Genomic DNA, 25,371 nt, shown 5'->3' with positions numbered 1-25,371 from the left:
TTTCATAGGCAGGGAGAGACAGTCATGGAAAAGAAAAAATTACTGATCGTGGGTGGAGGGGATCTGTGTCTGCAGATTCTCAAGATACTCGCACCCCGCGATGCGTTCATTTTTTACGTTGCCAGTCGCGACCTGGAAAAGGTCGTAAGGAGCTGCAACCTTATCCAGTTGTCGTGCCTGCAACTGGGGACGTATTGCACCATTTATCCCGTTGCGATGGATTTGAGCGAGGGCAATGTCGAAGAAAACTCCATGGCCATCTCTCGCATCCGGCCTGACGTCATTCTCAACTGCGCGTCACTGCAATCCTGGCGAGCGATCACGCAGTTGCCCGGTGCCCTGTATCAAGCGCTGGACCAGGCACAGTTTGGCCCTTGGCTGCCCATGCATCTGGCGCCTGCTTACGAGTTGATGCGGGCCGTCAGGCATTCGGGAGCCAAGGCTGTTGTCGTCAACAGCGCGTTTCCTGATGCGGTGAACGTGGTGCTAGACAAAGTGGGCATGGCGCCGGCTACCGGCATCGGTAATGTCGCCAATCTGGTGCCGGCCACCCGCATGGCCATTGCGCGCCTGGCCTTGTGTTCGCCTCAAATGGTTCAGGTCAGGCTGATCGCACAGCATTACTTCAGCCACTACGTGCCGCGTGGCGGGCTGCCCCCCGTGGCCAATTATTCGCTGAACTATCGCGTCAATGGCGTGGAGTGCACGGGGGAGTTTGACGAGGCGCTGATCTTCAACCTGGTGCGCACGCATTTTCGCCGTATGGGTGGCATTGACGGCCAGTTTCTCACCGCCACTTCGGCAGTCAGCGTCATCGAAAAACTGTTCTGCGAAGACGAAGTACTGACCCATGCTCCCGGTCCCGGCGGCCTGCCAGGCGGCTACCCGGTGAGTGTCGGAATGGGCGGGGTAAGGCTGTCATTGCCTTACTGTCTGACCCGTACCGAGGCGATTGCCATTAATCAGCGCGGTCAGCGGCAGGATGGCATTGCTGAAATCCGTGCCGACGGTCGCGTTCTGTTCGAGTTCGAGCAGATGGCGATCATGGAAACGCTGTTGGGTTATAGCGTGTCCCGTATGGACCTTAAGGATGTTCACGAGTATGCGGCTGAACTGGGGCGCCGGTATCACGCGTTCGTGAAGTCGATCGGCAAGCAAGGGAGTGCCAGACATGGCTTATATCCGGCGTGAGGGCAGCGAGGGTGATTCGGTCGGTGAACACGGCCAGGCCGCTGATTATGCAGCCCAATACACCCACGACTTTGTCAGTCGCTGGGACGAGTTGATCGACTGGGACAAGCGTGCTGCGGGGGAGGGCAGTTTCTTCACCGATCTGTTGCGCAAGTGGGGTGCCGAGACGGTCATTGATGTTTCCACAGGCAGCGGGTTTCATGCGGTGCAGTTGCGTCGGGCGGGCTTCAACGTGCTGGCGTGCGATGGCAGCGCGACCATGGTCGAGCGGGCGCGCAGCAATGTCAAAGCCAGGAACCTGGAGATTCCGGTTGTGCAGTGTGAGTGGCAGGACCTGGATTACCGCAGGCTAGGCACTTTTGATGCGGTGCTGTGCCTGGGCAGTTCGCTGTGCCATGTGTTTGATCAGGGCGAACGTCAGCGGGTATTGCGGCGCTTCAGGCAGCTTCTCAAGCCCGGCGGCCTGTTGCTGGTGGATCAGCGCAACTTTCGCGCCATTCGTGCGGGCCGCTACAAGGCATCGGGGCGTTATTACTATTGTGGGCGAAACGCTGAAGTGAGTCTGGGGCAGGTCAGCGATCAGTTGTGCGAGTTTATTTACACGTTCGCAGATGGCGCTTCCTGGCGACTGCAGGTCTACCCGATTCTGCCTGAAGCGCTCAAAGGTGAAATCGCTAACGCCGGGTTCTTCTGGCCGCGTTCGTTCGGTGATTTTCGCCATGTCTACGACCCGATGGATTGCGACTTCATCATTCACATGGCGATTGCCAAATGAGCAGGACCCCCGCAACCGACCCGCTGGTCGACCCCGTGTTGACAGGGGTATCCGAGGTATCCGGGCGGGCCGTCAATGGCGTGGTGCTGGCGATTGTCCTGACCGGCTTTGTCGCCTGCACCTATGGGTTTGGTGTCTACCTGTTCGCCAATCTGGTTGTCGATATGCGCCGGGACATCGGTTTCGACTACACCACGGTGGGGCTGATTACCGGCGGGGCGCAAGTCGGGTTTCTCGGATTTTCGTTTCTGGCCGGCTACCTCAGCCGTGTTGTGCCGGGTTGGAAAATCAGCCTGTATTCGACATTGGCAACCGCGCTGGCGCTGTTGGGCTTGAGCATCAGTGATTCGATCGGAATATCCGCAGGGTTGCTGATTCTACTGGGAGGCTGTTCGGCGTCGGCCTACATACCGCTGGCGGAAATCGTCGCGACACGTTTCCCGGCGTCCAGGCGCGCGCGCGTCATGGGGCTGATCTCCAGCGGCACCAGTTACGGCGTGTTCATCAATGGATTGCTGGTCAGCCTGCTGACGTTGCATGGCGGTTGGCGAAGTATCTGGCTGGTCGCGGGACTGCTGTCGATTCTGATCTGCATCGCGGCCTGGTACCTGCTGCGTCATTCGCCGGACGCGGTAGACAACCGTGTGGACCGGTCGCCGGAGTCCGGAACGTCGGGCTGGTTGTCCGGGCCGTTGTACCTGATCTGGCTGGTGGCGTTTCTCAACGGCCTGACGCTCTTGCCTTTTCAAACGTATCTGGCGCCCTTCATGCGTGAAGAGCTTTCAAAGTCCATTGCCACCACCGGGCTCGTCTGGTCGACCATCGGGGCCGTGGGGATGGCGGCAGGGTTTCTGGTGGGCTGGATCGCCGATCACGTGGGGGCTCGCAAGGCATTGATGCTGTGTTTCGCCAGCGCCAGCCTGGCCAGTCTGTGCGTCTACGGCCTGGACACCGACAGCAGTTTTTATCTCGCCGGTTTTCTCTTTGCGCTGGCGTTTTACCCGGTATTCGGTTTGGTCCCCACGTATCTGGGACACATCGTTCCCCTTGCCTGCCTGACACGCGCTTTCGGTATCGCCAACGTCCTGATTGGCCTGGGCGGCATGCTGGGCAATTTTCTTGGCGGTGCCAGCAAGGAACTGGTGGGCTCCTTCGCGCCGCTCTATCTGTGCATCGCCGGATTGTTACTGGTGCAGTTGCTGGTGGTGGCCCTGCTGCCTGATACCCGACGGGGCGTCTGACTGTTTACAACCATGAGAGAGACGCTATGGACAGCTTCGTGGGTGGCTATCAAGTGGCCAATGAATATTTCGCCAATGCTTTGGGCCCATCGCCGACGGTCCCACGGGAACAGGGCCGCGTCCTGTGGTTTACCGGCCTGTCCGCGTCCGGCAAAACCACCATCGCCCATGCTGTGGATTTTGTATTGCGCGCCGAGGGCCTGAAGACCTGCATGCTGGATGGCGATGTTCTGCGCAACGGATTGTGCCGGGACCTGGGTTTCAGCGTGGCTGACCGCGAAGAGAATGTCCGCCGCGTGGCCGAGGTTGCAGCCTTGATGGCGAACGCGGGGCTGACGGTTATTGTGGCGCTCATCTCACCCACGCGTGCAGGGCGGCATCACGCGCGCTCCATTGTCGGGAGTGAGCGCTTCGTTGAAATTTTCGTTGACGTGCCTCTGGCCGTCGCTGAGCAGCGCGATCCCAAAGGGTTGTACCGCAAGGCCCGAAACGGCGAGCTGAAGAACTTCACCGGCATTGATGCCCCTTACGAAACGCCGGTTTTTCCAGAGGTGCATGTGCGCAGCGATCTGCTGAGTGTCGGTGAGTCAGTGGAAGACATTTGCGCCTGGCTGAGCCTTGCAGACCCCAGCCTCGGCGCTGCGCTTGAACCTCTATACGGACATTGATGCGACCACGACGCACTCTGCGGCAGGCCATCACGTAGCGACTATCAAGGACGGATAAACATGCTCACCCGGCGCTCACTTCTTGCCTTTTCATCACTGTCTGCCGCGTTCGCAGCCATGGGTTTATCGCCGTCGGCATTGGCCCGCGACACGCCAACATTGTTGCTGGGCGAGCCCCAGCCGTTTTCGTTCGACAGCTTGAAGGCATTGGCCGAATCAATGTCCCTCAAACCCTGGTCTGCTCCCGGATCAGGCCCTGCCGAGGTGCTCGCCAGGATCGATTATGACGCGCACCGGGCCATCAGATTTGACACGAACCGAGCTCTTTTCGCGCAAGGGCCGGGGCAATACCCTGTCATCTTTTATTACCTGGGCACCTACTTTCGTTCGCCCGTGAACATGCATGTCGTAGACAAGGGCGTGTCACGTGAAATCGTTTTCGACGAGTCGTACTTCCACAAGCCCCGAAACAGCCCGGCCCACCAGTTGCCACCCGGTAATCATTTCGCGGGCTTCAGTTTCCAGGAAAGCCGTTTCGACGATCAGCGTACCCTCGATTGGCAAACCAACAGTTGGGTCTCGTTCCTTGGGGGTTCCTATTTTCGTGCTGTGGGTGAGCAGTATCAGGTCGGTATTTCCGCGAGAGGGATTGCCGTGAATGTGGCGCACGCGACTCAGCCTGAAGAGTTTCCCGGCTTTACCCGTATCTGGTTTGAAACCCCTTCGGACCCACACAGCCGTGCCGTGACGGTATACGCGTTGCTGGATGGCCCCAGTGTGTGTGGCGCCTACCGTTTTGTCCTGCATCGGGATGAAGGGGTGATCATGGATATCGATGCTTCGCTGTTCCTGCGCAAAGACATGGACCGTTTGGGTATTGCGCCGCTGACATCAATGTTCTGGTTTTCCAAGACCGCCAAGCCCACCGTCACCGATTGGCGCCCGGAAGTGCATGACTCGGATGGTCTGGCTATCTGGACAGGCAGCGGCGAGCGCATCTGGCGTCCGCTCAATAATGCCCCGCGTGTCATGGCATCGGCCTTCACGGATAACAATCCCAAAGGGTTTGGCTTGTTGCAGCGCGAGCGGAATTTCGACCAATACCAGGACAACGTGTATTACGAGCGACGCCCAGGCTTGTGGGTCGAACCGCAAGGTGACTGGGGGGAGGGCAGTGTGCAGTTGGTGGAAATCCCCACCGATGACGAGACTCACGACAATATCGTTGCGATGTGGGTCCCGAAACTGGCCGCCAGGGCCGCGCAGAAATTTCACCTGAGATATCGCCTGCACTGGTTATCCGACGAGCCTTATCCTCCGTCGCTGGCGCGTTGTGTGGCGACGCGTCTGGGCCGTGGCGGGCGGCCCGGCATGTCACGGCCAGAAGGGGCGCGCAAGTTTGTCGTTGAATTCAAGGGCGGTTCCTTGAGCAAAATCCCCGTCGGAATGACTCCACTGGCCGTACTTTCCTGCTCACGCGGCACGCTTTCAGATGTGAACACGGAACCTGTTCCCGACGGCAAGCGAGATCATTGGCGGGCGAATTTTGATTTGAGTGTCGAGGGCAAGGATCCGGTCGAACTGCGCCTGTTTCTGCGCCTGGACGATCAAGCACTGTCGGAGACCTGGCTTTATCAGTATCACCCGTTCGCTGCCGAACCAGGGTTGTACAGCGAACGAGAGGTTAGCGCCTGCGAAGAGGGACGCGCAGGAGACGGCCATGGTTAATAGTCGCTTGCTGACCGTGCTTTTGTTGGCGGCACTGACCGCGCGCCCTCCGCTCGACGCCAGCGCTGCCATGGACCCGAACAGCAATGATCTGATCGAAACCCTAGTCAGCCGGATGACCCTTGAAGAGAAGGCCGGGCAGCTCAACCAGTACTTCGTGAGCGCATCGCCCTCTGGGCCCATCGTCGAGATAGGGGGGAGCGACAGCATTCGTCGCGGGCAAGTGGGCTCGCTGCTCGGGGCTTATGGTGCCGAGACTACGCGCACGCTTCAGCGCCTGGCTGTCGAAGAGTCCCGATTGCGCATTCCCCTCTTGTTTGCCTTCGACGTGATCCACGGTTTTCGAACCGTTTTTCCCGTTCCCCTTGCTGAAGCCTCTGCCTGGGACCCTGAACTGGCTCGGCGCACGGCAAGGGCTGCGGCCATTGAAGCGGCGGCCCACGGCATACACTGGACCTATGCGCCGATGGTTGATATCGCGCGTGATCCACGCTGGGGGCGTGTGGTTGAAGGCGCGGGGGAAGACCCTTTTCTGGGATCTGCCCTGGCCGTGGCCCGTGTGCGAGGTTTCAAGGGGGCCGGCCTGCCTGATGGCTCTGCAATGATGGCCACAGCCAAGCATTTCGTCGGCTATGGCGCAGCGCAGGCGGGACGTGATTACAACATTGCCGACCTGTCGGAACGCACGCTCAGGGAAGTGTATGCCCCGCCCTTTCATGCCGCTGTGGAGGCGGGAGCCGATGCGGTCATGCCGGGATACCATGAAGTCGCCGGGACGCCGATGCACGCCAACCACCGGTTATTGCACGATTGGTTGCGCGTCCAGTGGGGCTTCGATGGCCTCGTCATCAGCGACCTGGATGGCGTGGACAACCTGATCGCGCATGGTGTGGCGGCGACAAAAACCTCCGCCGCGCAGCTGGCTTTCCACGCCGGTGTTGACATCGACATGATGAGCAGCCTCTATCTACAGCAGTTGCCCGCACGGGTTCGTGAGGGCGAGCTTCATCATCAGGCCATGGATGATGCCGTGCGGCGCGTGCTGCGAGCCAAGCAGCGGTTGGGCCTGTTTGAAGATCCCTACCGCTACAGTGATGCCTCCCGCGAAAAAGCGCGGACACGAATGCCGGAGACGCTGGCCCTGGCGAGGGAGGCGGCGCAGAAGTCGATCGTATTACTTAAAAATGACAAGGCGGTGCTGCCGCTGCGCAAGAATCTCAAGAAGCTGGTGGTCGTGGGGGCTCTGGCCACAGATGGCCAGGCCACCCTGGGGCCCTGGTCCGCGTTTGGTCGTGCCGACGAGTCGATCACGGTGCTCGAAGGTATACAAAAAGCCGTATCGCCCATGACGACGGTCACTTATGTGCCGGGGGCCTCGGCTGAAAGTCCTGATCGGTCGGGCATCGAGGATGCACTGCACGCCAGTCGCGATGCCGATGTCATCGTGGCGGTGCTGGGTGAAACGGTACGAATGAGCGGCGAAGCCAGTAGCCGGATGTCGCTGGGTTTACCGGGCGCTCAGGACGCGCTGCTGGCTGGGCTGGTCGAAACGGGCCGGCCTGTGGTGGTGGTGCTTATGAACGGTCGCCCGCTGACGCTGCCCCCGATGACGGACCAGGTGCCTGCGATGCTTGAATGCTGGTTTCTCGGGTCTGAGATGGGCCATGCCGTGGCCGACGTCATGTTTGGTGATGTGAACCCCAGTGGCAAGCTGCCCATCACGTTCCCTCGGGCAGTCGGGCAACTGCCCATTTACTACGCCCACAAAAACACCGGTCGCCCACCGAGTAGTGACGTCGAGCGCACCTCGAAATACATCGACGGGCCTTGGACACCGCTGTACCCCTTCGGTTACGGGCTGGGCTACACCACGTTCGCCTATCAGCCACCCAGGCTCAGCGCCCGACAGATTGCACCCGGCCAGACGCTGACCCTGGAGGTCGATGTCAGTAACACCGGGCATCGTGAGGGCGTCGAAGTCGTGCAGGTGTATTTGCGCCAACACACGGCCAGCGTTACCCGGCCTGTGCGCTTATTGCGCGGTTTCCAACGGGTGACGCTGGCCCCGGATGAAACCAGAACGCTGACGTTTCAGCTGGACCAGGAAGATTTTGCGCTGCTGGATAACTTCTTTGTGCGACGAGTCGAGCCGGGTCGATTTACGGTTTTCGTCGGAGGCAGTTCCGCCACTGACAATCAGGCCAGTTTCGAGGTGATGGCAGGCGCGCTGGTCGCCGGGCCGGGTTCCGCCATCCCGCGCATGCTCAGAGAACGGGTGGCGGATGCCTCGAACACAGCGCCCCACCCGTAATACCACCTGATCAACAGGATGTGCCTTATAAAACTTGGTTCTTTACCGATCTCTGCCATGCTTTAAAGGTCGTACCAAGACAAGGGGTTGATCATGTTCATCAGTCAACTCAAGATCAGCTCACTGCGGCTGGTCGGCGGTCTGGCAGTTCTCGATTACGTTAATACCTGTAATGGACGCAGACCGGGCAGTGGGCTTGGTGAAATCGTAGACAAACTGGCGACGCTGGAAGATGTGGTGCGCTGGTTTCATCGTGCGCGTCTGATTGATGACGATGAGTTTGAATACTGTCTGGGGTTGGCCGAACAGCCTCTGGCGTCGTCCTCGTTCAATCGTCTGGTTGAGTTTCGCGAGCAGCTCTACCAGTTATTGCTACCGGTGGCCCTGGGTTTACCGCCCCTGACAGTTGCCCTGGACAATCTGAATCGGGCGTTGGTGGCTACCGCAGGCCATCGTGGACTGGGTATTCAGGGGCAGCAAGTGGTCTGGCGTTGGCGTTTTCCCCGGAGCCTGGAGGACCTGACGGACAACTTTATTTCACGCCTGGCCACTCAGGCGGCCAACTTGCTGACCGAGCCCGATCAGTCGCGTTTGAAAGTCTGCGCTACCCCGGACTGTGACTGGCTGTTTATCGACAGCTCAAAAAATGGTGGCAGGCGTTGGTGTCAGATGAATATCTGTGGCAGCCGCGAGAAAGCGCGCAAGAGGGGCAGTGCGTGTTGACAGCGCTGCGCCACTAGCGCCTTGGCCATTGAAGCCAGGACGCAAGTGGCAAAGCTGCATGCGTTACTTGTATTTGGCCTGGAGGGCTTTGGCGTCCTCAAGATGCATCTTGAGCTTCGGCAGCGTTTGCTCTGCAAACGACTTGAGCTCTGGCTTGGCGGAGGACGATTTCAACTCTTCCTCGAACAGTTCGATAGTTTGCTCATGCGCGACAACCTGGTTATTGGCGTAGGACTTGTCGAACGATTCTTCACGGTATTCAAGAATCATCTTTTTCGCCTTCTCCATGAGCGCTGCTTCGTCCGCGACTTTCAGATTCAACTTGCTCGCCACCTGAGCAAGTTCCTTGTTGGCCTTGGTGTGGTCGTCAATCATCATCTGTGCAAACTTCTTCACATCAGACGACTGGCTTTTTTCCAGGGCCAACTGGCTGGTCTGAATTTCGGCAAGGCCTTTGGCAGAAGCCTCATCCACGAAGTCGGCTGGCGAGGCGGCGAGTGCGGACATCGTTGTAAAACCCAGGGCCAGCGTGATCACGGCAGGGCGCAGTAGTGCGGTGAAATGCTTCATCGGTAAATCTCCGGAATAAAAGTAAGTGATGGTTAGTTATTGATCCCAATAACCCGAGTGTTGTTATTGAGAAACAAGGCGCGTGGCTAAAGTTTTTTAAATCATCGAGTGAGGCGACGACTGGTACTCAGCGTGTCATCCGCCGATGAAGAGGCTGGCCCGACCTACCCTGATCAGGCGCTGGTGTCGAAGCACATCACGGGCAGGGAACCTGTGGGAGGGAGCGGCTTCATATGAGTTGAAGGTTGCAGCTGACCGCGCAGCAACGGGCCAGACGGGCGGTCGTTTGCCGTTGCGACGAGCATTGCAACGCCATGCACGGAACGGCCTATCAAGCAGAGATGAATGGCATGAGTGATATCCGTATTGGCATTTCCGGGTGGCGCTACGTCCCGTGGCGGGGCGATTTCTATCCCGAGAAGCTGACGCAGAAAAACGAGTTGAAGTTTGCCTCTCGTGCCGTGAACAGTATCGAGATCAACGGTTCGTTTTATTCCCTGAAAACCCCGGTGCTCTACGCGGGCTGGTTTGCCGATGTGCCTGACGATTTCGTGTTCAGCGTCAAGGCACCGCGTTTTATCACTCATGTGAAGCGTTTGAAGGACATCGAAAAGCCCCTGGCCAATTTCTTCGCCTCGGGCATTTGTCACCTCAAGCACAAGCTGGGACCGATCCTCTGGCAGTTTCCACCGACGTTCAAATTTGATGCGGCAAGGATCGAGCACTTTCTTGAGCTGCTGCCTCGGAATATGGCGCAGGCCAGGGTTTGCGCCAAAGGGTGCGACGAGCGCATGGAAAAACCCGGTTATTTGGACATGCCGAAAACCGGCCGTTTGCGCCATGCGATGGAAATACGTCACGACAGCTTTGTGGTCCCTGAATTTGTTGCCCTGTTGCGCAAGTACAACGTCGCGTTGGTGGTCGCTGATACGGCGGGCAAGTGGCCGTATATCGAAGACCTGACCGCTGACTTCGTTTACCTGCGTCTGCATGGCGACAAAGAACTCTACGCCAGTGGTTATACCCGCAAGGCCCTGGAACGCTGGGGGGACCGGATTGAGGACTGGCGCAACGGCGGACAACCTGCAGACGCGCACCTGATCGTTGCCAAGTCGGCACCCAGGCGTAAGTCCCGGGATATATTTTGCTATTTCGACAATGACATCAAAGTCCGGGCGCCCTATGACGCCCGCCAACTGCTGGAACGCTTCGACTTGACTCAAGAATTGGAAGTGGCACCGGGTGACATGCAAGGAGTGAAGTTTTGAGCAGTGCTATTGCTACGTGCGACGTGCGCACGGCAACCCCGGCCAGTGTTTCATTGAATGTGCTGACGATGAACATGCACATGGGTTTCGGGATTTTCAATCGCCGCTTCATCTTGCCGGAGCTGCGTGATGCCGTGCGCAGTGTTTCGGCCGATGTCGTTTTTCTTCAGGAGGTGCATGGCGAGCATCAAAGCCACGCCGCGCGCGTGAAGGACTGGCCGACGACCTCGCAATACGAGTTTCTGGCCGACAGCATGTGGAGCGACTTTGCCTACGGGCGTAACGCTGTTTACCCCGATGGCGATCATGGCAATGCGCTTTTGTCCAAATACCCCATCAGCTACCACGAGAATCTGGATGTCTCGATTCACGGCACTGAAGAGCGCGGGCTGCTGCATTGCGTGCTGGAGGTCCCGGAATTTGGTCAGGTGCATGCCATTTGTGTGCACCTGGGGCTGCGCGAGGGGCACCGACGCCAGCAATTGAAACTGCTCGCCGAACTGCTGGCGCGCCTGCCGCACGCGGCGCCGGTGATCGTCGCCGGGGATTTCAACGATTGGCGGCAAAAGGCGGATGCACAACTGGTCGGAACCGGTTTGCATGAGGTGTTCGTGGCTGAATCGGGCAAGCCTGCGAAAAGTTTTCCCGCACGCTGGCCATTACTGGCGCTGGACCGGATCTATGTACGCAACGCAACGACAGACCGCCCCAGGGTGTTGGCCAACAGGCCGTGGTCGCATTTATCCGATCACGCACCGCTGGCCGTCAAGGTGACCTTATGAACGAGCACATGAAACACCCCGGACAGTGGCGCGACGGCAATTCGGTTGAGTTGTTGATCAACGGCGAGGATTACTTCACACGGGTGTTCGACTGCATTCGGGCGGCGCGCACGGAAGTGTTGCTGGAAACCTTCATCATTTTCGAAGACCGGGTCGGCGAAGCCCTGCAAGAGGCGTTGCTGCAGGCGGCCGCCAATGGCGCCCGGGTGGTGGTCACGGTGGACGATTACGGCACCTCGGACCTGAGCAACTCCTTCGTCAGCCGCATGATCGCCGCCGGGGTTCATATTCAGCTGTTCGACCCACAGCCCCGCGTGCTGGGCATGCGCACCAACCTGTTCCGGCGTCTGCATCGCAAGGTCGTGGTGGTGGATGGCGAGGTCGGTTTCATTGGCGGCATCAACTACAGCGTTGATCACATGACCGACACCGGCGTGACGGCCAAGCAGGATTACGCCGTGATGGTGCGCGGCCCCATCGTGGGTGATATTCATGCATCGGCCATGAGCATGCTGGGTAAGGCCGTGCGCTCCCGATTCAAACCCCTGCGCATTGAACCCCATCATGCCGGCGCTGCGCGCATGCTGTTGTGCGAACGGGATAACAGGAAGCACACCACCGATATCGAAGAGCAATACCTGCTGGCCATGCGTAATGCGACCCACCGCATCACCATTGCCAATGCGTATTTCTTCCCCAGCTATCGGTTCTTGCGTGAACTGCGCAACGCGGCCCGGCGAGGGGTCAAAGTGACCCTTATTCTCCAGGGCCAGCCTGATATGCCGTTCGTGCGCGTCTGCTCCCGGCTGACCTACACCTACCTGCTGCGTGAAGGCGTGGTCATTCACGAATACAAGCAACGGGCCTTGCATGGCAAGGTGGCGTTGATTGACCGCGAATGGTCCACCGTGGGGTCGAGCAATCTCGATCCGTTGAGCCTGGCCCTGAATCTGGAAGTGAACCTGTTCATTCGTGATCAGGCGCTCAATCAGCAATTGCATGAACATCTGCGTGATCTGGCCACCACTCACAGCCAGCAGATCAGCCTGAAGGGGGCCGCCCGTGGGCAATGGTGGCGAACCCCGATGATTTTCCTCAGCTTTCACTTCCTGCGGCATTTTCCGGCCATTGCCGGCCTTTTTCCTGCCCATGGCCCTACGCTCAAACCCTTACGGGCCGCGGATGTGCTTCCCGAGGCTGCGGTCATCGAACAGGAACAAAAAGACAGTGACCTCCATGACTTGCGAGTCAATCTGCATTCCGATCAGGAGAAGTCCACATGACTCAGGCATCCGATGCAGCTTCCGGCCCCACGGCCGACGAACAAGGCAGCAAGAGCAGCAAATGGAAGTGGGCCAAGCGCGCGTTCAACGTGTTTTTCTTCGTGGCCGTCCCGGTGTTGCTGTTCCTGCTGGTGAAGAACCTCGACTGGCAGGAAGTCAAACAAGCCCTGCTGTCGTACAAACCCGGAACGTTGGCTCTGGGTTTCGCCATTGCCTTGACCAGTTACCTGACTTATTGCTGCTTTGATGTGTTGGCGCGGTTCTATACCGGACACAAGCTGTCGATCCAGCAGGTCGTGCCGGTGGCCTTCGTGTGCTACGCGTTTAACCTCAACCTCAGTTCCTGGGTCGGCGGCATTGCCTTGCGTTATCGCCTGTACTCTCGGCTCGGGCTGGACGTGCCCACCATCACCCGCATCCTGAGCCTCAGCCTGATTACCAATTGGCTCGGTTACATGGTGCTGGCGGGGCTGGTGTTCTCCATGGGCTTTCTGGAACTGCCCAAGGACTGGGCGGTGGGTACGACATCTTTGCGCGTGATCGGCGGGGTGCTGTTGATTATCTCGAGCAGTTATCTGTTGGCGTGCCGCTTTTCCAAGCGTCGCACCTGGACGATCCGCAAACAGGAGATCAACCTGCCATCCCTGAAACAGGCGCTGATCCAGGCCAGTCTCGGTGCACTGAACTGGTCGCTGATGGCCCTGGTGATCTACGTTCTCCTGCCGGAAAAAGCGTTTTACCCAGCCATTCTCGGGGTGTTGCTGATCAGCAGCATTGCCGGGGTGATCACCCATATCCCGGCAGGGCTGGGGGTACTGGAAACGGTGTTCATCGCGTTGATGCAGCACGAGTTTTCCAAAGGAACCCTGCTGGCGGCGTTGATTGGCTACCGGGCCCTCTACTTCCTGCTCCCGCTGCTGATTGCCGTGGTGGTGTATCTGGTTCTGGAAAAGCGCAGCAAGAAGATGGGAGAGCGAAATCAGGCCGAGTCCGAAAGTGGAGTCAACCCCTGATTCGTCAGTTGAATGTGATCAGTGGGAGCGGGGCTGGACAGCGCCTCTCCCACGTCATCAGGGTGATGGGGCTTACCGCGCTGAATCCTGAGCGAACATCCTGACCGCATCGACCGCATTGTTGGTGCCTTCGCTGATCTGCACGATGGCGGCCCCGGCTTGATCGGCCAGTTGCACGCCCTTGCTGGCATTGGCTCGGGTATGGTCCATGCTGGTGATCGCTTCCTTGGTTTCAGTCTGAATCACGCCGATCATTTGCGAAATTTCCGTGGTGGAACGGCTGGTGCGTCCGGCCAGTTGGCGGACTTCGTCAGCGACCACCGCGAAGCCTCGGCCTTGATCGCCCGCTCGGGCAGCTTCAATGGCCGCGTTCAGCGCCAGCAGGTTGGTCTGGTCGGCAATGCTGCGAATGGTATTGACGATGGCGGTGATCTGGTCCGAACGCTCGCCCAGCCTGGCGATCATCTGAGATGAAGTGTCAATGTTCGATGAAATCTGGCGCATTTCACTGGCGGCCTGCTGGATAACCTGCGTGCCTTGCTCGGCGACTTTCTGCGTCTGGATCGAGATGTGATAAGCCTGAGCCGCGCTGCGGGCATCACGGGCGTGCTGTTCGACGCGGGCGGTGATGTCGGTGGCAAATTTCACCACTCTCACCAGTTTGCCGTCGGCGTTGTACACCGGGTTGTAGCTGGCTTCGAGCCATACAGTGTTGCCCTGACGGCTTAGTCGTTTGAACTGACCATTGAAAAACTCCCCTTTGTTCAGGCGCTGCCAGAACTCCCGGTATTCGTCGCTGTTGATCAGTTCAGGCGGACACAACATACGGTGATTCTTACCCACCAGGTCGGTTTCCTTGTAGCCCAACAGACGCGTCAGATTGTCGTTGGCGCACAGAATGCGTCCCTCCAGATCAAACTCGATCACCGCCATGGCGCGGTCCAGCGCCGCGAGTTTGCTTCTGGCTTCGCTTTGGCCCTGCATCTTTTCAGTCACATCAATGGCGTACTTGACGACCTTGATCACCTTGCCCGTACTGTCCCGAATAGGGTTGTAGCTGGCTTCCAGCCAGACTTCGTGGCCGTCACCGGTCAGCCTCTGAAACGTCGTCGCGACAAACTCCCCGGCCCGCAGACGCGACCATAGCTGCTGGTAGGCGGCGCTGCGGCTGTAATCAGCGTGGCAGAACAGTTTATGCGGTTGCCCGATGGCGTCCTCGCGCCGATACCCCATGGCCTTCAGAAAGTTGTCGTTGGCATCGACGAGCGTGGTGTTCAGGTCGAACTCCGCCCTGGCCATGGACTGGTCCAGAGCCTTCAACAGGCCTGCCTGCCGGGCAACGACTTCCTGAAGGTCGAGCATTTCTTTCTTGTAGGTGTTGAATAGCATGGCTTCGGACTCGGTTGGGTGCATGGGGTGATGCCCAGGCCCACGGCAAGCAGGGGCGAGGGGCGCTCGTTATGCGATCCATTGCATAAAGCCATCATAGTCTTTTTGTACAATAATAAACAATAACTTGTACAAATTGATATTTTTGTACAAGTTATCACTTCATTTGAGAGGCCTTGCATCCCAGACAACGCCAAAAGGGTGTACCCGTTGATCCCTCGCTCGGCCTTAATAAGACCTGTACAACGCATCAGCGGGCCTTATGCTTATGAGCCTGGAAAACAGGTTTGTGGACGCAAGCCGCGATTCAATCCGTCGGGAATAAAAGGAAAGAGCCATGCGAATCGGGTTGGTAGGGTATGGAAAAGGCGGGCGTTTTTTTCATGCGCCGCTGATTGCAGGGCTGGCGGGCGTCACCTTCGTTGGCGTGGTCACGCGCTCGGCGGAACGTCGCGGGCTACTGGCTCAGGACCATCCGCACGTCCGGGCGTTTGACAGTCTCGCCGAGCTGGTCGCCGCCGGTGTCGATGCCGTGACTATTTCCACGCCGCTGGCGACACGTCAGGCATTGATACGTGAAGCCATCGAATTGGGCGTGGCGGTGGTCAGCGACAAACCTTTTGCTGCTGACGCCGAGCAGGCGCAGGCGCTGGTGGATGTAGCCGAACGCAAGGGCGTGCTGCTCAGCGTCTATCAGAATCGTCGCTGGGATTCTGATTTTCTGACCGTACGCAGGCTGATTGATCAAGGCGATCTGGGCCAGGTCAGCCGATTTGAATCCCGGATCGAGCGGTATTCCCCGACATCTGTCGGCAAAGTCAGCGGTGGCGGGGTGCTTCGGGATCTGGGTAGCCATTTGGTGGATCAGGCAATGCTGTTGTTCGGCCCCGTCGCCCGCGTCTACGCCGAACTGGGTTTCCCCACGTTGGACGAAGCGGTCGACTACCGGTTCTTTGTCAGCCTGACCCACAGCAATGGTGTGGTTTCCCATCTGTGGGGGAGCTGTTTGCAGAATCATCCCGGTCCGCGTTTCAGGGTAAACGGTTCAGCGGGCTGTTATAGCGTCGAAGGGCTCGATGGTCAGGAAGCCTCATTGCTGGCGGGCCTGACGCCCTGTTCGGAAGGCGAGCGTTGGGGGATGGAAGCACCTCAACGTTGGGGCTGGCTCGAACAGGGTGAACAACGCGAACGGGTAACCTCGGAACGCGGCTGCTGGCCTGAGTTCTATCGGCAGTTGCGGGACGCCATTGCAGGCGTTGTGGCCAATCCGGTAGAACCCTGCGAGGCAGTCGCCTCGACACGAGTGCTGGACGCGGCGCGTTTGAGTGCCAGGCAAAGACGGATCGTCGTTTTGTAGGGTAGAGAGATGGCCAGTGGCTTTACCTTTGTCACTGTTGCTGCGTATATTCCGAAACGCATTCAGGTCAGGCTCGGTCCGGTTGTACGTTGATCGATCGCGAGTGCCTCCAGCGTCAGAAAAATACCCGGCTGTCGGGGTTCGCGCGGGTGGCCATGGCCATGAAACGATTCGGAACCGATGTGATTGAAGGCAGTCAGAGGTGGGTCGCTGGCGTAAGCCAGGCCTTGAATCGTCAATCGCGGACATGACCACTTTTATGGGCGTTCGAGCCTGTTTATTAAAGTGGCCATGTCCGCGAATGCTTTCTGTCAGGGGCTGGCCCGACCTAATCGGCGACCAGCGGACAGGCGCTTCAGCCCGCATTTAATAAGGCATTGCGGGACTTGTTACACCGATTCGCGTCAATTATGTTGCCGACGGCCCAAGCCGGCCTTAGACTGCCGCCCCTCGTAAATTGAGTGCCAGGTGGCGCTTGGAGACTATGGCGCTTTTACGGCAACGCTGAGCCGCTCCTTAATTCGCCTTAATGCACGTTTTTTTTATAGAGAAATCAATGACAAAGGAAAAGTTGCTGGCCATGCCGGCCGATGACTACATGAATGCCGAGCAGCACGCTTTCTTCGTCGAGCTGTTGCAGGGTATGAAGGTGGAAATCCACGAGCGCATCGAGCAGAGCCGCATCGCTATCGAAAGTCTGGATACGCCTGCCGATCCTGCGGATGCTGCCTCTGTTGAGGAAGAGCGTCACTGGCTGGTCAATGTGATTGACCGTGATCAGCGCATGCTTCCACAGCTTGAAATGGCGTTGGCGCGCATTGCCGATGACAGCTTTGGCTGGTGCGACGACAGCGGCGAGGCTATTGGCCTCAAACGCCTGCTGATCAGCCCGACCACCAAATACTGCATCGAAGCCCAAGAGCGTCACGAGCAGATCGACAAACACCAGCGTCAAGCCTGATCAAGCTCGCGCCGAGGCGTCGTTATGGCTCCTCGGCCGTTTGCATCTGGCGTTGTGCAAGCATCATCCGAATACGCCTCGCCAATTCGGCGAGGGTGAATGGCTTGGTCAGCAATTGCATGCCTTGTTCCAGAAATCCCCCCGCCAGCGCGGCGTTTTCCGCATAACCCGTCATCAACAGAATCGGCAAACCGGGCCGCTTGACCCGTGCCGCGTCCGCCAGTTGTCGGCCATTGAGGCCGGGCAGCCCGATATCACTGATCAGCAGATCCACGGTTTGCTCACTCTCCAGAATCGCCAGCCCTGCCAGCCCGTCAAGGGCGTGCAGCGTCACGCAATCGAACTCCTGCAACACCTCCAGCACCAGATCGCGGACCGTTGGTTCATCCTCCACCACTAAAACGGTCAGGCCGGTGACTGCGGGCGTGGTCGAGTCCGGGGTTTGCGCGTCCTGCGGCCCTTCTTCGCGGTCATGGCGGGGCAGGTAAAGTCGTACGTCCGTGCCTTGGCCCAGGGATGAATCCAGGCGCACGTGACCGCCCGATTGCCGAACGAAGCCATAGACCATGGACAGCCCAAGGCCGGTCCCCTGGCCCTGAGGCTTGGTGGTGTAGAACGGCTCGAAGGCGTGGGCCAGTACCTGAGGTGCCATGCCCAGTCCGGTGTCCCGGATGCAGATGCAGACATAGTCTCCGGGTTTGGCATCGAACGGCATGGCAAGGGCATCGTGGGGCAAGGACGCATTGGAAACAGTGACCGTCAACTGGCCGCCGTGAGGCATGGCATCCCGGGCATTGATCACCAGATTGAGCAGGGCGCTCTCCAACTGGTGCGGGTCGCACAGGGTTTGCCAGAGTTGGTCATGGGCAAACAGGTGCATGCGTATGTTTTCTTTGAGGGAGCGTCGAAGAATCTGCTCCATCGACAGCAGCAACTGATTGACGTCCGTCGGCTGGGGGATCAATGGCTGACGGCGGGAAAAGGCCAGCAGCCGATGGGTGAGCGTCGCTGCACGATTGGCCGACTGGGTGGCGGCGTCGATATAGCGCTGGGTTGCCACGGGCTTGTCGCTGTTACTGCGGCGGCCGATCATTTCCAAAGAGCCGATGATGCCCGTCAGCAGATTATTGAAGTCATGGGCAATGCCTCCAGTGAGTTGCCCAAGGGCTTCCATTTTCTGCGACTGGCGCAAGGCTTCCTGGATTGCTTCACGCTCGCTGGCTTCTTTCTTGAGTTGCGCCAGGGCCTGCTCCAGCGCCTGATTGCGTTGTTCGACTTCGGCGCTCAGTCGCTGGTTGGCTTGATGCAGCAGATCGGCAGCCGCCTGGCGCATCTGCAAGGCCTCGGCCAGAGCTTCGGCGCGTCGGTGCTCGGCTTCGTAGACGTCAACCCGGGTCAGGCTGGACGCCACTTGTCCGGCAATCAGCTCGATGAAGCTCAAATAATCCTGATCATGAGGGCGGTAAGGGTTCAGACCGATCAGCATGAAGCCGTTAAGCTGGAGCGGATCGGCGCCTTTGAGCGGGGCCATGGCCATCACCGTCGGAGGCTGATCCCATGCGCCGCAAGGCAGACTCGTGGCAATCGGTGTCAGGTCATGCAGGACCAGGCCATCCGGCCGCTGCGGGCCAAGGCTGTTCCTCTGTTGCTGTTCGAGCTGGACAAGCTGTTGAATCGCCGGTTCGTGGCGTCGGTCAAACCCACTGCTGCAGCACAGCGTAGTGGCGCCATGTTCATCGAGGATAAAGGTCAGGCTGAACGGCAAGTCTCTCGGCTGCTCCGACAGTACGCTTTCCAGATGGGTGAATATGCCCCGTCGATCACGGGTGCTGGTCAACCCGCTGGCGATGGCGCGAAGCAGGGCCAGACGCCGCTCATTGAGGACACGGGCGGTGTCTTCGGTCACCGCGCAGAACAGCCCCTGGATTCTGCCTTCGTCGTCCATCAACGGGCTGTAGGAAAAGCTGTGGTAGGTTTCTTCCGGGAACGAGTTGCGGTGCAGAATCAGTAGCAGTGACTGATCCCAGGTGGCAGCGCCTTGCTGATACACCGCTTCAATGCGCGGTTTGATATCCAGCCATATTTCCGGCCATAGCTCACGCAGCGGCATTCCCAGTGCGTGGGCATCTTTTTGCCCAAGGGTGGGACGATAGGCATCGTTATAGAAAAAATGCACCTGATCGCCCCAGCCCACCCACATCTCGAATTTCGAGGTGAGCAGAATGTGCAGGGCTGTCTTCAGCGATTCAGGCCAGCGCTCTGCGGGGCCAAGCGCCGTCGCAGCCCAGTCATGGGCTCTCATGCGCTGCGCCATGATGCTCTGGCCGGTGAACACACCAGCAGAATCGGGGTTGGGTGCAGAGCTCAAGACGGGCCTCAACTTCGTCAGGTAAATAGATGTACCGAGCACGTCGCCTGCCGTTGCCCCGGCGTATGAAGATACGACCGGGGGTAAACGGGGAGAGTTCTGTCGACGATGGTTTACAACTAACGACTCATGGCATGTAGCCGCTATCTGGCGTTTAATAACGACAAAATAACGATAAGCACAAACGGGGTAAAGGCTATGGCCGCAAATGGATCCTTGACGGAAGCTGCTCTGGATAATCAGTCAATCGCCACGCCATCGACCCCGACAGCTCGCTGGCGAGTGCCCGGTGTTCAAAGCGTCGCGTTGGTTGTGTTATTGCTGGCGCAGGCTTTTGTCGGGCTCTCGATTTATGCCGCTGTGCCACTGGCTTTGTTGTTCATTTGGTTGCCGCGTTGGGTGGGAGGCAAACCGCCTGTGCAAGCGCCCGCTGATGCCAAGGCCGATATCAGCCGCCTGACGCAGGATCTGTCCCGCACCACCAGTCATAACGCCCTGTCGGCTGCGGGCGTGGCGTTTTCAGTCAGGCAACTGGCGAGCAAAGTCCAGTCCCAATTGGTCGCCGCCGAAAAAATCGTCACCAGTGCTGACGTCATGATCGCGACCGAACATCAGACGGCGCAGCTCAGCCAGCAAGCCCTGAGCGCTTCCAGCGAGGCGCGGGAAAGTAGCGACGCCGGTCGCAGCGTGCTGGGCGAGTCCATTTCCCGTATGCATCTACTCAGCAAGCGCGCCATTGGTAGCCGGGAACTCATCGAGGCATTGAGCCAGCGTAGCGAAGAGATCCAGCGCGTGACGCTGGTCATCCAGTCTATCGCCAGCCAGACCAATCTGTTGGCCCTCAATGCGGCTATCGAGGCTGCACGTGCCGGTGAGCATGGCCGGGGATTTGCCGTGGTTGCCGATGAAGTGCGCGGCCTCGCCGGCCGTACCGCCAGCGCAACCGAGGAAGTGGGTCAGATGGTGGCCGAGATCCAGCAACGCACCGTTCAGGTGGTCGACCAGATACGCCAGTTGTCCACCGACCTGGACAGCGGTGTCGAGCAAGTGGAACTCACCGGGCGGCATCTGGAAAACATCGCGCGATTGACCAGCGCTGTAGAACTGCAGGTCAGCGAAATCTCCACGGGTGCCCACACCAACCAGGCGCAACTGGACAGCCTGTTTGTGGCCGTACAACAGATGCGCAGCGATCTGGCCATCAGTGATGAACAGACCCGCAAGCTGGCTGATGCCGCCGTGCAGATGGAGGGGCAGGCTGAAACGATCAGCGAGCGCCTGGCGCAGGTCGGCCTGGACGACTATCACCAGCGCGTCTATGACCTGGCGAAGGAGGGTGCCAGCCAGATCACCCGGAAGTTCGAACAGGACATTGATGAAGGTCGCGTCAGCCTTGATGATTTGTTCGACCGCAATTACCAGCCTATCCCCAAAACCTCCCCGGCGAAATTCCAGACCCGGTTCGATCGCTACACGGATCAGGTCTTGCCCGATATTCAGGAACCGTTGCTCAAGCGCCACGATGGCTTGGTGTTTGCCATTGCCTGTACGCCTCAAGGCTATGTCCCCACCCATAACACTGCGTTCAATCAACCGTTGACCGGGGATATCACCGTCGACACCGTCCGCAACCGCACCAAGCGCAAGTTCGATGACCGCACGGGCATTCGCTGCGGGAGTCATCAGCAGGCGGTATTGTTGCAAACGTACACGCGGGACACCGGCGAGCTGATGCACGATTTGTCGGTTCCCATCATGGTCAAGGGGCGGCATTGGGGTGGACTGCGTTTGGGTTATAAGCCGGAAGGCCCGCCGTTGCGGCCTTCTTGATGCTGAGCGCGGAACGCGTCGCCCGATCCTGAAGGGATCGGGCGAGCATTATTCGGCTGCCATAACGAATAAATCACAGGCTATTGGCAGCGCTACTTGCCATACGTCGATCACTCTGGTTAAAGGTTTAAATGTGCGTGGCGAACTTGCATAAGTAAGATATATGCGTTCTGGGTTTTATTTTAGTCGATAGTCTGTGTGGGATAAGTCTGAAAGTTAATTCGACTACTTGACGCTTGAACATTGCTGAGCAAGCTGACTGTATCAATATCTTTATTGATTCATGCGGCTTGATGTCAGTCGCGTCAATAGGCGAGTACACGATAATGAATACATGGAATGTAAACACATCGTCCAATACGCCCGGAACGACAAGGCTCAGTGTCACGGTCCGTATTGGAGTGTTTTTTGATGGAACAGGTAACAACAGGGTCAATACTCAGATTGGTGCGGATTGTCGGGCCATGTCTGAAATAAATAACAATGCTCATATACGTGAATGTAAAGGACGCCATGATGAGCCCGGCAGCAGTTATGCCAATGATTTCAGCAATATTGCCAGGCTGGCAGAACTGTATCGTTTACAGGCCAGAGCGGTGAATGATGGCAACGGGCTCAATGTGTATTGGCCGGTCTATGTCAGCGGCGCGGGCACTATTTCCGGTGGGCGTGATTCGTTATGGCCGGGTCAGTCATTTGGTCGTGGTGCCACCGGCGTCGTGGCAAAAGTTGCCCGAGGCGTACAGAAAATCGGGGCGAGACTGAAAAGCTTTCAGCAGGACAATCCCGGCTGTGTGATCGGCGGGCTGGAGCTTGACGTGTTCGGCTTCAGCCGCGGCGCGGCGGCGGCCAGGCATTTCATCAACGAAGTCCTCAAACGGGAAAAAGGTCTTGTGGAACCCGTCCTCAATCGGCGCGGTGTTGCATTGGGCCCGGACTTCGCCTGGCGTAACAACAGCATCAGGGTCAAATTCGTGGGCCTGTTCGAAACGGTGGCAGCCATTGGCGGCTTCAAGGACCTGGGCAATGTCAGGGATGCCAGTAATCGACGGGTCAATGTGTATCTGCCGCCAGGCGCTGCCGAGCACGTCGTGCATCTGGTGGCCCGTGACGAGTTGCGCCGCAATTTTGCGCTCAACAGCGTTGCTCCGCATTGGGACCGGGAGATTGTTCTGCCGGGTGTGCATTCAGACATTGGCGGTGGCTATCATCCGCAAATGCTGGAGCAGATAGTGCTGACTCGCCCGCGCTGGAGTGTTGTGGGCTGCGATACGCCACCTGAGCTGACCAGCGCATGGCGAGAGGCTTGCGAGGCCTTACAGGCAATGGACGGGGACGAATTGATTGATCCGCTGGATAGCAGCGCCTCGCTTTCAGTGGGGTGCGAACAGACCCCGCTCATCAGGTCCTGCAACAGGCTCAGTGTCAAGTCGGTCATGGCGGCCGTCTATTTGCAGCGCGAGGTCTTCGGTCATCTTTCCCGCGTTCATTTGCGCGTCATGCACGGGTTGGCATGCGCTGAAGGGGTTCCGTTCGAAACGATTCCCTTCACGGATGAGTTTCGTCTGCCTTCCGAACTTCTAGGGATTTCCCACAAGCTGATGGCCTATGCCAACGGAGGGCCTTACACACTGGATGAACAAGAGGAAAAGCTGTTGCGTCGACGCTACATACACAGTTCGGCGCACTGGAACTCTGCCATTCGTGGCACTGGAAAGTTAAATGAAGCGTTATTCGTTCATGCGCCGCAACACGGTGGCAGGGTGCTTCATCCCAACATCGAAATGCCGGGTTATCCCCACTAGTCCATGGCACAGGGAACGGTAGGATGAACTTGTTCGCGATGGCGTCGTGTCAATTGAATAGCGACTGATATAACGTCGGGTATCGCGAGCAAGTTCAACGTGCGCCGTATCGGGTTCATAAGCGGATCACGTTGTTTTTGAGCAGCGTCGTTACCTTGACGCGTGCAGCAATGTGTTCAACTCATCAACGATAGGAGCCCATTCAGCGTCTTCACGTAATTCCTCCTTGAGGAAATGCCCTTGGGATTGCGTCCAGAAGTCTGCCTCGGACAGCTTGACGCCTTCAGGCAACTGATGGCTGGCCACGAAAGCGTCAATACTGGCCTGGTCGGAATCCAGGCCCAGTTGGTCAAACAGCGTCTCCAGTGTCGGTGTGGTCAGTTCCATGTCATCTCCTCGGCGGGTGCAATACCCTGATTGTCATTGCTCTCTCGAGCCTTCGTCATGCATCAGAGTGCCGACGCGGCGCAAGAGTTCGAAGCGATGTACAGGTGGCTCAGGCAGGTGCAGATCACTACGGGATGCTCAAGGCGCCTTCGTCGACGGCTGATTTCAACGCCTGCGCTGCTTCCCTGGCGGCGAGTGCCGCAGCCTCGGACGTCTTGAACCAGCGGTCTTTTTCCACCTGGTGCCAGGTGATCGCCTGCTTGTCGTCCTTTGCTCGCATTACAATGACGGCCTGAAACTCACCTTCTATTTCTCGGGCTTCGCCCCAGATAAAGAACTCGCCAATATCAAATTCAGTCACGTATTACCTTCCCATGGATGTCGAGTCGCAGCCGACCAAGGCGTTTGGACTCAAGGTCTGATTTTTTTATGGAGGCGAGTATGGCAGTTGTTGATCCTTACCGGCGCGCTATAAATAGTGGCAATGACGAATGACCTGTCCCGGATCAACGTCTTAAAGTAGGAATTGTCCTCACCAGCCATGCCATTTGTGCCTTGGTTGCGTCGGAAATCACCCAGGTTGCGTTTGAAGGTGAAAGGGATATATCCCGCAGGTGTCCGGAGCCGGTAGAATCCCTGTCGTGCCAACGCTGAAAGCGTGTCCGGCATTGTCGATTTTTTTCTGCCCCGTAGCTTCCGTGATGGCGTTCTTGCCTCCGGGGGCTTGCGATTGCCTTGATGCGACGCAAAGGATTGGGCCGGTCATAGCGGTACACAGGGGAGTACCTTTTAATCGCCCAACTCTGCTTGGGCGGGATCATTTTCATGTTGGGGGTTTATACATTGGCAGTAACTAGTCTGGATACGCACGCTCTATTCGTCCTGGGTGACCTGCGCGCGAAGTTGGTCAAGCTGTTCCAATCTCGTTTCGTGTATGTCACCGAGCAATCCGCCGAAGGGATTTATATTGCCGAGATCGATACCGAAAGCGCTCTGGTGGTGGACGACAAACCGCGGCTGGAACTCAAGGTGGGTGATCACTTTCGCGCGGCGGTATTGCCCAGTCGCGAAGGCGGCAAGTTTGAACTCAAGTTTCGTGATATCAAACTGACGGTCTATGGCCTGGGTGAATATGCCTACGTGGACATTCCCGAAGGCCATGGCATCGTCTTCAAGGAAGGCCACGGCGTGATGATGGTGTTCGCCGCCAACGAACAGCTTCAGGGCGGCATTAGCAAGATCCTGAAATCCGCCGTCAACAAGGCGGCCAAATGGCGCAAGGGCGAGTTGACGTTCAAGCCCAGCGAGTGACGCGCACCAGGCTTTCATCCGGCGGCCGGACACTGGCCGCTTAGCTACCGCCCGAATCCCCTGACTGACCACTGCTGACTTCCGGTGGCACATCTTCCTTGGCCATGCGCTTGCGAAACAGGGCCGTGCGAGCCAGCAGCAGCGTTGTCACCGGCATCGTGATCGCCAGCAGTATCGGGATCAGCCAGGCATGGATCACGGGTGCTGACTTGAGCGCCGAGAAGTAAATGATCGAAGCCAGCGCCACGCACCAGGTTCCCAGCGTCGATGCCAGGGCCGGTGGGTGCATGCGCTGGAAGAAGTCTTTCAGGCGCAGCAGGCCCAGTGCGCCCGTCAGGGCTAACAGGCTGCTGACGATCAACAGCGCGGCGGTCAGGGCTTCGACCCAAAACGGTAAAGCCATTGCAGGC

The 25,371-nt window shown here is 58.3% G+C and carries 21 protein-coding genes and 2 pseudogenes; 16 read left to right on the top strand and 7 right to left on the bottom strand.

Going from position 1 to position 25,371, the window contains the following annotated elements:
* Positions 1–24 precede the first annotated feature (24 nt).
* The 7 genes from ACP7B0_RS13775 (at position 25) to ACP7B0_RS13745 (ending at position 8,637) form a co-directional block, all read left to right on the top strand.
* Positions 25–1,191: a hypothetical protein gene (locus ACP7B0_RS13775; RefSeq protein WP_426141957.1), complete on the top strand. Its 1,167-nt coding sequence runs from the start codon at positions 25–27 to the stop codon at positions 1,189–1,191.
* Entirely contained in the window at positions 1,172–1,966 is a 795-nt protein-coding gene (locus ACP7B0_RS13770) for a class I SAM-dependent methyltransferase (RefSeq protein ID WP_426141956.1), read from the top strand. The genes ACP7B0_RS13775 and ACP7B0_RS13770 overlap by 20 nt, the downstream gene beginning before the upstream one ends.
* A complete protein-coding gene (locus ACP7B0_RS13765) occupies positions 1,963–3,207 on the top strand; it encodes an MFS transporter (RefSeq protein ID WP_426141955.1) in 1,245 nt (414 codons plus the stop codon). Before ACP7B0_RS13770 ends, ACP7B0_RS13765 begins: the two co-directional genes overlap by 4 nt.
* Before the next feature lie 26 nt (positions 3,208–3,233).
* Positions 3,234–3,875 carry an adenylyl-sulfate kinase gene (gene cysC, locus ACP7B0_RS13760; RefSeq protein WP_426141954.1) on the top strand — a complete coding sequence of 214 codons (642 nt, stop codon included), beginning with the start codon at positions 3,234–3,236 and terminating at the stop codon, positions 3,873–3,875.
* Between the two features lie 117 nt (positions 3,876–3,992).
* Complete coding sequence (locus tag ACP7B0_RS13755; protein WP_426142176.1) at positions 3,993–5,603, top strand: glucan biosynthesis protein; 1,611 nt, start codon at positions 3,993–3,995, stop codon at positions 5,601–5,603.
* Positions 5,596–7,914, top strand: coding sequence for a beta-glucosidase BglX (bglX, locus tag ACP7B0_RS13750; RefSeq protein WP_426141953.1), 2,319 nt, complete (start codon positions 5,596–5,598; stop codon positions 7,912–7,914). The genes ACP7B0_RS13755 and bglX overlap by 8 nt, the downstream gene beginning before the upstream one ends.
* A 93-nt stretch (positions 7,915–8,007) precedes the next feature.
* Positions 8,008–8,637 (top strand): CGNR zinc finger domain-containing protein, encoded by a 630-nt coding sequence (locus ACP7B0_RS13745; protein WP_426141952.1) that lies wholly within the window; start codon positions 8,008–8,010, stop codon positions 8,635–8,637.
* A 63-nt stretch (positions 8,638–8,700) separates the two neighbouring features.
* On the opposite strand, the gene ACP7B0_RS13740 is transcribed toward ACP7B0_RS13745, so the two are convergent.
* Positions 8,701–9,207, bottom strand: coding sequence for a DUF4142 domain-containing protein (locus ACP7B0_RS13740; protein WP_426141951.1), 507 nt, complete (start codon positions 9,205–9,207; stop codon positions 8,701–8,703).
* Positions 9,208–9,557: 350 nt separating this feature from the next.
* On the opposite strand from ACP7B0_RS13740, the gene ACP7B0_RS13735 reads away from it, so the two are divergent.
* From ACP7B0_RS13735 to ACP7B0_RS13720, 4 genes are all read left to right on the top strand, one after another.
* Positions 9,558–10,475 carry a DUF72 domain-containing protein gene (locus tag ACP7B0_RS13735; RefSeq protein WP_426141950.1) on the top strand — a complete coding sequence of 306 codons (918 nt, stop codon included), beginning with the start codon at positions 9,558–9,560 and terminating at the stop codon, positions 10,473–10,475.
* 68 nt (positions 10,476–10,543) lie between these two features.
* Positions 10,544–11,257, top strand: coding sequence for an endonuclease/exonuclease/phosphatase family protein (locus tag ACP7B0_RS13730; RefSeq protein WP_426142175.1), 714 nt, complete (start codon positions 10,544–10,546; stop codon positions 11,255–11,257).
* Positions 11,254–12,540 (top strand): cardiolipin synthase ClsB, encoded by a 1,287-nt coding sequence (clsB, locus tag ACP7B0_RS13725; protein WP_426141949.1) that lies wholly within the window; start codon positions 11,254–11,256, stop codon positions 12,538–12,540. The genes ACP7B0_RS13730 and clsB overlap by 4 nt, the downstream gene beginning before the upstream one ends.
* Entirely contained in the window at positions 12,537–13,553 is a 1,017-nt protein-coding gene (locus ACP7B0_RS13720; protein WP_426141948.1) for a lysylphosphatidylglycerol synthase domain-containing protein, read from the top strand. Before clsB ends, ACP7B0_RS13720 begins: the two co-directional genes overlap by 4 nt.
* Before the next feature lie 72 nt (positions 13,554–13,625).
* Here ACP7B0_RS13720 and ACP7B0_RS13715 read toward each other — a convergent pair.
* Together ACP7B0_RS13715 and ACP7B0_RS13710 are read right to left on the bottom strand one after the other, a co-directional pair.
* A pseudogene (locus ACP7B0_RS13715) lies at positions 13,626–14,060 on the bottom strand (methyl-accepting chemotaxis protein); the annotation flags it as partial.
* 111 nt (positions 14,061–14,171) lie between these two features.
* Positions 14,172–14,852: pseudogene (locus ACP7B0_RS13710) on the bottom strand (PAS domain-containing protein); the annotation flags it as partial.
* Between the two features lie 427 nt (positions 14,853–15,279).
* On the opposite strand from ACP7B0_RS13710, the gene ACP7B0_RS13705 reads away from it, so the two are divergent.
* Both ACP7B0_RS13705 and ACP7B0_RS13700 read left to right on the top strand, forming a co-directional pair.
* A complete protein-coding gene (locus tag ACP7B0_RS13705) occupies positions 15,280–16,299 on the top strand; it encodes a Gfo/Idh/MocA family protein (RefSeq protein WP_426141947.1) in 1,020 nt (339 codons plus the stop codon).
* A 556-nt stretch (positions 16,300–16,855) separates the two neighbouring features.
* Complete coding sequence (locus ACP7B0_RS13700) at positions 16,856–17,260, top strand: TraR/DksA family transcriptional regulator (protein WP_426141946.1); 405 nt, start codon at positions 16,856–16,858, stop codon at positions 17,258–17,260.
* Positions 17,261–17,282: 22 nt separating this feature from the next.
* Here the strand turns inward: ACP7B0_RS13700 and ACP7B0_RS13695 are convergent, their stop codons facing one another.
* The gene (locus ACP7B0_RS13695; protein ID WP_426141945.1) at positions 17,283–19,628 is read right to left on the bottom strand and encodes an ATP-binding protein; all 2,346 of its coding nucleotides are present in this window, start codon (positions 19,626–19,628) and stop codon (positions 17,283–17,285) included.
* A gap of 129 nt (positions 19,629–19,757) precedes the next feature.
* Here ACP7B0_RS13695 and ACP7B0_RS13690 point away from each other — a divergent pair, with 129 nt between their 5' ends.
* Positions 19,758–21,458, top strand: coding sequence for a methyl-accepting chemotaxis protein (locus ACP7B0_RS13690; RefSeq protein WP_426141944.1), 1,701 nt, complete (start codon positions 19,758–19,760; stop codon positions 21,456–21,458).
* Between the two features lie 323 nt (positions 21,459–21,781).
* Positions 21,782–23,263: a T6SS phospholipase effector Tle1-like catalytic domain-containing protein gene (locus ACP7B0_RS13685; RefSeq protein ID WP_426142174.1), complete on the top strand. Its 1,482-nt coding sequence runs from the start codon at positions 21,782–21,784 to the stop codon at positions 23,261–23,263.
* Positions 23,264–23,413: 150 nt separating this feature from the next.
* Here ACP7B0_RS13685 and ACP7B0_RS13680 read toward each other — a convergent pair whose 3' ends face one another.
* Both ACP7B0_RS13680 and ACP7B0_RS13675 read right to left on the bottom strand, forming a co-directional pair.
* Positions 23,414–23,650 carry a DUF2789 domain-containing protein gene (locus tag ACP7B0_RS13680; RefSeq protein ID WP_426141943.1) on the bottom strand — a complete coding sequence of 79 codons (237 nt, stop codon included), beginning with the start codon at positions 23,648–23,650 and terminating at the stop codon, positions 23,414–23,416.
* Between the two features lie 127 nt (positions 23,651–23,777).
* On the bottom strand, positions 23,778–24,011 hold the full coding sequence (locus ACP7B0_RS13675) for a hypothetical protein (RefSeq protein WP_426141942.1): 234 nt from the start codon (positions 24,009–24,011) through the stop codon (positions 23,778–23,780).
* Positions 24,012–24,493: 482 nt separating this feature from the next.
* Between ACP7B0_RS13675 and ACP7B0_RS13670 the strand changes: the two genes are divergently transcribed.
* Positions 24,494–24,961 carry a hypothetical protein gene (locus ACP7B0_RS13670; RefSeq protein WP_426141941.1) on the top strand — a complete coding sequence of 156 codons (468 nt, stop codon included), beginning with the start codon at positions 24,494–24,496 and terminating at the stop codon, positions 24,959–24,961.
* A 40-nt stretch (positions 24,962–25,001) separates the two neighbouring features.
* Here the strand turns inward: ACP7B0_RS13670 and ACP7B0_RS13665 are convergent, their stop codons facing one another.
* Positions 25,002–25,364 carry a Na+/H+ antiporter subunit G gene (locus tag ACP7B0_RS13665; protein WP_426141940.1) on the bottom strand — a complete coding sequence of 121 codons (363 nt, stop codon included), beginning with the start codon at positions 25,362–25,364 and terminating at the stop codon, positions 25,002–25,004.
* Positions 25,365–25,371: the final 7 nt, after the last annotated feature.

It is taken from the genome of Pseudomonas sp. DWP3-1-2, from assembly GCF_049896285.1.
In the GTDB taxonomy this organism is placed as follows: Bacteria; Pseudomonadota; Gammaproteobacteria; order Pseudomonadales; family Pseudomonadaceae; genus Aquipseudomonas.
Note: the sequence above shows the minus strand (reverse complement) of the source record. Positions and strands in the feature narration are given on the sequence as shown.

Coding starts and splice junctions, on each gene's coding strand:
- bglX (WP_426141953.1), top strand. CDS start 5,596: ATGGTTAATAGTCGCTTGCTGACCGTGCTTTTGTTGGCGGCACTGACC.
- ACP7B0_RS13700 (WP_426141946.1), top strand. CDS start 16,856: ATGACAAAGGAAAAGTTGCTGGCCATGCCGGCCGATGACTACATGAAT.
- ACP7B0_RS13665 (WP_426141940.1), bottom strand. CDS start 25,364: ATGGCTTTACCGTTTTGGGTCGAAGCCCTGACCGCCGCGCTGTTGATC.
- ACP7B0_RS13765 (WP_426141955.1), top strand. CDS start 1,963: ATGAGCAGGACCCCCGCAACCGACCCGCTGGTCGACCCCGTGTTGACA.
- cysC (WP_426141954.1), top strand. CDS start 3,234: ATGGACAGCTTCGTGGGTGGCTATCAAGTGGCCAATGAATATTTCGCC.
- ACP7B0_RS13705 (WP_426141947.1), top strand. CDS start 15,280: ATGCGAATCGGGTTGGTAGGGTATGGAAAAGGCGGGCGTTTTTTTCAT.
- ACP7B0_RS13735 (WP_426141950.1), top strand. CDS start 9,558: ATGAGTGATATCCGTATTGGCATTTCCGGGTGGCGCTACGTCCCGTGG.
- ACP7B0_RS13720 (WP_426141948.1), top strand. CDS start 12,537: ATGACTCAGGCATCCGATGCAGCTTCCGGCCCCACGGCCGACGAACAA.
- ACP7B0_RS13745 (WP_426141952.1), top strand. CDS start 8,008: ATGTTCATCAGTCAACTCAAGATCAGCTCACTGCGGCTGGTCGGCGGT.
- ACP7B0_RS13755 (WP_426142176.1), top strand. CDS start 3,993: ATGGGTTTATCGCCGTCGGCATTGGCCCGCGACACGCCAACATTGTTG.
- ACP7B0_RS13740 (WP_426141951.1), bottom strand. CDS start 9,207: ATGAAGCATTTCACCGCACTACTGCGCCCTGCCGTGATCACGCTGGCC.
- ACP7B0_RS13680 (WP_426141943.1), bottom strand. CDS start 23,650: ATGGAACTGACCACACCGACACTGGAGACGCTGTTTGACCAACTGGGC.
- ACP7B0_RS13690 (WP_426141944.1), top strand. CDS start 19,758: ATGGCATGTAGCCGCTATCTGGCGTTTAATAACGACAAAATAACGATA.
- ACP7B0_RS13770 (WP_426141956.1), top strand. CDS start 1,172: ATGGCTTATATCCGGCGTGAGGGCAGCGAGGGTGATTCGGTCGGTGAA.
- ACP7B0_RS13775 (WP_426141957.1), top strand. CDS start 25: ATGGAAAAGAAAAAATTACTGATCGTGGGTGGAGGGGATCTGTGTCTG.
- ACP7B0_RS13730 (WP_426142175.1), top strand. CDS start 10,544: ATGAACATGCACATGGGTTTCGGGATTTTCAATCGCCGCTTCATCTTG.
- clsB (WP_426141949.1), top strand. CDS start 11,254: ATGAACGAGCACATGAAACACCCCGGACAGTGGCGCGACGGCAATTCG.